Below are 5,256 nucleotides of genomic sequence, written 5' to 3' on the forward strand. Positions count from 1 at the left end.
CGATGGCCTTGGTCGCGACGGGCTTCTCGGCCTCGACCTCCTCCTCGGCCTTTTCCTCGACGGCGGCGTCCTCGGCGATGACGACGTTGGGCGGCGGGGCCACGGCGACCGGAGAGCGCGGAGCCGGCGCGCCCGCGGGCGGCGTCTCGGTCGGCACAGACGGCTGGGCCGGCGTCGTGCGCAGAATGTCGCCGATCGGATCCTGGACCGGACGCGCATCGCGCGGCGCGTCCTGAAGCACGCTGGCGGTCACCGCGCCCGCGCTCAGCACGGCCGCGACGGACGCCGCGCCCAACAGGATGCGGCGGATTTTCACTCGGGCGTCCAGGCCTGATAGTCGCCGGTCGCGGCCGGGCGCTTGGCGTCGCCGGCCAGCGAGCCGGGCGGACGCCAGGCCAGGGGCGTGCCGGTCAGATTGGGTAGGTGCTCCTTCTCCCAGGCGCGACGCGGCAGCGGCTGCTCGGTCGGCGGCTGGTCGAAGGTGTAGTGCAGCCAGCCGTGCCAGTCGGGCGTCACCTTGGACGCCTCGGCATAGCCGTCATAGATGACCCAGCGACGCTTGCGGCCGTCGTAGCTGACGTTGTCGCGGCTCTCGTAATAGCGATTGCCGTTCTCGTCCTGGCCGACGAAGCGACCGCGCTTGGCGATGGTGAACCGGGTGCCGATCGTGGCGCCCTCCCACCAGCCGAAAATCTTGCTCAACACGTCGTGGAATCCAACCGTAAGGGGTCGCCGGAAAGGGAGGCGGCGTCTGGTGCGGATCATAGAAACCCACGCCCTCTTCGTCCAGCGTTCAAGCGACTTGCGGTGAATCGATATCTTGTGGGCAAACCTGCCCAGCGACACCAGATGTATTGGCTAAGGCGCGTGCGCATCCTAGGCTCGGCCGAACCTTTCGGAGAGACGCCGCCATGCGCTTTCAATCCGGCTTCGCCGCTCGCGCCGACCGAGTCGCGATGGAGACCCGCGCCATCGAGCGCCCATCCGGCGTGCAACAGGTCCTGGCCCCCGCCGGCTGGTCCGATGTCCGGATCGAGGCTTGGTTGGACTGGGTCGAGGCGGAAGGGTTCGCAACGTCCCTGTCGGGCGACTGGCTGAACGGCGGCGTCGACGCCTGGGCCGAGCGGCTGGCGGCGACGGTTGTAACCGAGGGCGTGTTCGACCGGGCTGAAGCCGCCGCGTTCGTCGAGGAGCTGTCCGGCGCCTTCAGGCTGGGCCTGGCGGCGCCGGCGGCGTCTGGCCCTGCGGCTGTCGGCGTCGTCGATCTGAACGACCCCGGCGCCGCAGCGCGATTGAAGGGGCACGCCGGACGGCGCGCGGCCGCGCGTCTGGGCGCCCAGGCGGCCGACGCCTTGGCCGAGGCGCTGGCGGGCGTGGCCGATGCGGTCGATCGCTGCGAAGGCCCGCGCGGCGACTGCCGCGACCCTTCGCGCAATCCGGCCCTGGGCCGTGCGGCGGCCCTGGCGCGGCGGTGCGGCGCCAGCGACGCCGATATCCTGAGAGCCATCGACGGCGAACGGCCCGCAATGACCCTGGAGCCGATGGTCGAAGGCGCGCCTCTGGTCGCCCTGGCGGACCGGACCCAGATCGCGGCGGGCGCGCCCGAGGCTTTGCTGGCGGCCAAGGCGGCGCTGGACGGCGGCTTGATCGTCGCCTTCGACCCGCACGATGCGGAGACCGCGACGGCGCAGACCGCGCGGGCTTTGATCGACCTAGGCGCCGTCCTTGCTCTCGACGGAGACATGGCCACCAATCTGGTGGATCTGACCCGCCTGCTGACGGTGGCGCTGGACCTACGGTCCACGCAGCCCGGCCTCATCGCGCTGGGACTGGACGGCCTGCTGCAGGCCTTCGCGGCTGACGACGACCGCAGGTCTCAGGCGCGGACGTTCGCGGAACTGGTCGCGGCGACGGCGGCGATGACCTCGGCCGAACTGGCGAGCTTGCGTGGCCCCTGCCCCGACTGGGAAGACCCGGAGAAGCCGCGTCGCCATTCGGCCATCGGCCTGTTCGTCGACGATGCGGAGGCGCGGCTGCGGCTGGGCCTGGGTCGCGTCGCGGCGATCGACGTGTTCCAGACGGCCGATGGCGAGATCGGTCGCCGGCTGCACCCCGCGCTTGCCTCGGCCATCACGGCGGCGGGCGGCGATGTCGAGGCAGCGGAGCGGTGGACCTTCGGTCGTCGCACCCTGGTCGAGGCGCCAGGCATCGACCACACAGCCTTGCGCGCCCTGGGCTTCACCGACATCGAACTGGCCGCCATCGAGACCGCCTTGGGCTGGGCCGAGGATTTCGACACGGTCTTCGCCGCCCCCGTCTTGGACCCCGGCTTCATCCGCGACGTCCTGGGCGTGGAAGACGGCGATGGTCTGCTGCTGACCCTGCTGGGCGTGTCGGAAGAGGCGGAGACGGCGGCGACGCGCTGGGTCTTCGGTCATGGCGATCTGCGCGACTGGCCCGAGGCGCCGGGCAGCGTCGCCGCCCTGCTGGCCGATCCGGCGGCGGCGGCGGCCGAGCTGCGGCGCGCCGTCGAGCCGTTCAGCGACATGCCGGACCTCGCGATCGAATCGATGGACTGGCGCACGACCTCCACCCAGGCCGCGCGCCTGTTGAGCCAGGGGGCCCTGGACGGCCGTCGCGCCCTTCGCCTGTCGCGCGCCGCGCCGCCCGCCGGCCCGCTGCTGTCCCTGCCGCCGCTCGACGCCGTCCGCCCTGAACCTGCCCGCGAAGCGCCCCGCCCGGCTCCGACGGAACGGGTCGTCGAACGCGTGGTCGAGCGCGAACGCGCGCGCCGCAAACTGCCCGACCGGCGCAAGGGCTATATCCAGAAGGCCGCCGTCGGGGGCCACAAGGTTTATATCCACACCGGCGAATACGAAGACGGCGAACTGGGTGAGATCTTCATCGACATGCACAAGGAAGGCGCCGCCTTCCGCAGCCTGATGAACAACTTCGCCATCGCCATCTCGATCGGCCTGCAATACGGCGTGCCGCTGGACGAGTTCGTGGACGCCTTCGTCTTCACCCGGTTCGAGCCGGCCGGCCGCGTCACCGGCAACGATTCGATCAAGTCGGCGACCTCGATCCTGGACTACATCTTCCGCGAACTGGGCGTCTCCTATCTGGACCGCGTCGAGTTGGCCAACGCCGGGACCGAAGACCTGAACGCGGACGGACTGGGGGACGGTAAACCCGACGCCAACGCGGCCGTGCCCGCCGCCCGCTTCATCTCCAAAGGGTTCGCGCGCGGTTCTGCGCCCGACAATCTGGTCGTCCTGCCCTTCGGCAAGAAGGGCGAGCCGGAAGCCCGCGCCGCCGCCAACAGCGAGGCCGTCGCCTGTCCCGCCTGCGGCGATTTTAGCCTGCAACAACGCGGCGCGGCCTGGGTGTGCGACACCTGCGGGGCGGCCCCAGCGCTGAAAGGCGGCGATCAGGGCTAGGTTAAGGGTTATGGCCTAGGGTTTGCTGACAGACGATCGAACGTCGGAGCCCGGTCCATGAAACGCACACTTTCCCTCGGCCTGATCGCCGCCCTGCTGGCCGTCGCAGCGCCTGCGCTGGCCCAGAACGCGGGTCAGATCGCCAGCGTGCGGCGCGGCGCCTCCTGCGCCGGTTGCAATCTTTTTCAGGGCGACTTTTCCGGGCTGGAGGCGCGGGGCCTGAACCTGGCCGGCTCACGCCTGCGTCAGGCGGACCTGAGCCTCAGCGTCATGAACCGCACGCGATTTTCCAACACCGACATGCGTGACGTCGAAGCCTATGGCGGCGTTTTCTCGGGCTCGAACTTTTCGCGCGCCAATCTGACCAACGCCAGCTTCGTCGGCGCCTATCTGGAGGGCGCCAGCTTCGCCGGCGCGACCCTGTCGGGGACCAATCTGTCGGGCGCCCAGCTGGCGCGAGCCACCGGCCTGACTCAGGGCCAGCTGAACCAAGCGTGCGGCGACGGCTCCACCGTCCTGCCTCGGGGCTTGCGCATTCCGGCCTGCTGAGCGGCGCCGACCTTGCCTCGATTTCATGAAGTTACCTCGATTTAAGTAGGTGCGGCGGGGGTTTCGAGGCATTCAGAGTGCGTGAAACAGATCGCTGAACATATCCGGGTCCGCCCCACATTGGCTCTGCTGACGCTGGGAATAGCGCTCGCCGCCTCGCCCGCCTTCGCCGGGGTCGAGATGTCGATGCAGGACCGCGACGTGGCCCGTTCGGTGTCGCTGGGCGGATCGTGCAATCGCTGCGAACTGTCCGGCCGCAATCTGTCGGGCGCCACTTTCACCGGCGCCAGCTTCATGAACGCCACCCTGGTCGGCGCCAATCTGCGCGGCGCCGAAATGATGGGCTCCAACTTCACCGGCAGCGATTTCAGTCGCGCCAACATGGGCGGGGTCGAGATCGTCGGCGCCAACTTCACCTCCGCCAACTTCACCGGGGCGCAAATCAACGGCGCCGAGGCGCAAGGATCGTCCTTCGTTCGCGCCAACCTGACCCGCGCCAATCTTTCGGGCAGCGAGATGCACGGGGTCAACTTCACCGGCGCCACCCTGGCCGGAACCAACTTCTCCAACTCGGAACTGTTTGCCGCCACACTGGCCAATGTCCGGGCGTTGGGCGCCAACTTCGCCAGCGCCGAGGTCACGGCCTCGAACCTTTCGGGCGGCGATTTCTCCAACGCGGACTTTTCGAACGCCAGCCTGGATGGGGCGCGATTGACCGGCGGCAGCTTCTCGCGCGCCGACTTCTCCAACGCCTCGCTGCGTCGAACCGACATTCGCGGCGCCGACCTGTCTGGCGCGCGAGGCCTGACGCAGGACCAGATCAGCGAAGCCTGCGGCGACGGCTCGACCCGCCTGCCCGGCCGCCTTTCGCCCCAGTCCTGCCGCAGCAGTTCTATTCGCATCGTCCGCGCAGCGCCCACGCCGCCGGTCCCGCCTCGCGTGCGCAACCTGGTCAACGCCGAAAACTAGGCCGTCCGCCTCGGATTCTTCCTCCGGGACTGCCCCGCATTTCAGGTCAGACCGCGCTACGGACACCAAAGGCCTTGGCCTGCGGCGCACCCCGATCCAACTCGGATCTCCTACGAGCGCCTCTTGCGATCTGCGGATAGCCCCCACAGCAAAACGGCCCCCGGATTGCTCCGGGGGCCGTTCTGTTACGTACTGTATCTTTCGGCCTATGCGCGCCTCATGGAGGCGCGCGGCTTGAGGCCGGGTCTTCTTACTCGACGATCTTGGCCACGACGCCGGCGCCGACGGTGCGGCCGCC

Annotated in this window: 4 protein-coding genes and 1 pseudogene; 3 read left to right on the forward strand and 2 right to left on the reverse strand. The window is 69.4% G+C overall.

Annotated elements, in window-relative coordinates; genetic code table 11:
• A pseudogene (locus RT123_RS14075) lies at window positions 1-316 on the reverse strand (DUF2155 domain-containing protein); the annotation flags it as partial.
• The gene (locus tag RT123_RS14080; protein ID WP_039247905.1) at window positions 313-705 is read right to left on the reverse strand and encodes an NADH:ubiquinone oxidoreductase subunit NDUFA12; all 393 of its coding nucleotides are present in this window, start codon (window positions 703-705) and stop codon (window positions 313-315) included. The pseudogene RT123_RS14075 and the gene RT123_RS14080, both read right to left, overlap by 4 nt.
• Window positions 706-911: 206 nt before the next feature.
• Between RT123_RS14080 and RT123_RS14085 the strand changes: the two genes are divergently transcribed.
• The 3 genes from RT123_RS14085 (at window position 912) to RT123_RS14095 (ending at window position 4,958) form a co-directional block, all read left to right on the forward strand.
• A complete protein-coding gene (locus RT123_RS14085; protein WP_313009772.1) occupies window positions 912-3,440 on the forward strand; it encodes a TSCPD domain-containing protein in 2,529 nt (842 codons plus the stop codon).
• Window positions 3,441-3,497: 57 nt separating this feature from the next.
• Window positions 3,498-3,989, forward strand: coding sequence for a pentapeptide repeat-containing protein (locus RT123_RS14090; RefSeq protein ID WP_313009774.1), 492 nt, complete (start codon window positions 3,498-3,500; stop codon window positions 3,987-3,989).
• Between the two features lie 81 nt (window positions 3,990-4,070).
• Window positions 4,071-4,958, forward strand: a complete 888-nt coding sequence (locus RT123_RS14095) for a pentapeptide repeat-containing protein (protein WP_313009776.1) — start codon at window positions 4,071-4,073, stop codon at window positions 4,956-4,958.
• Window positions 4,959-5,256: the final 298 nt, after the last annotated feature.

The organism is Brevundimonas vesicularis (assembly GCF_032067225.1).
GTDB classification, from domain to species: Bacteria; Pseudomonadota; Alphaproteobacteria; order Caulobacterales; family Caulobacteraceae; genus Brevundimonas; species Brevundimonas vesicularis_F.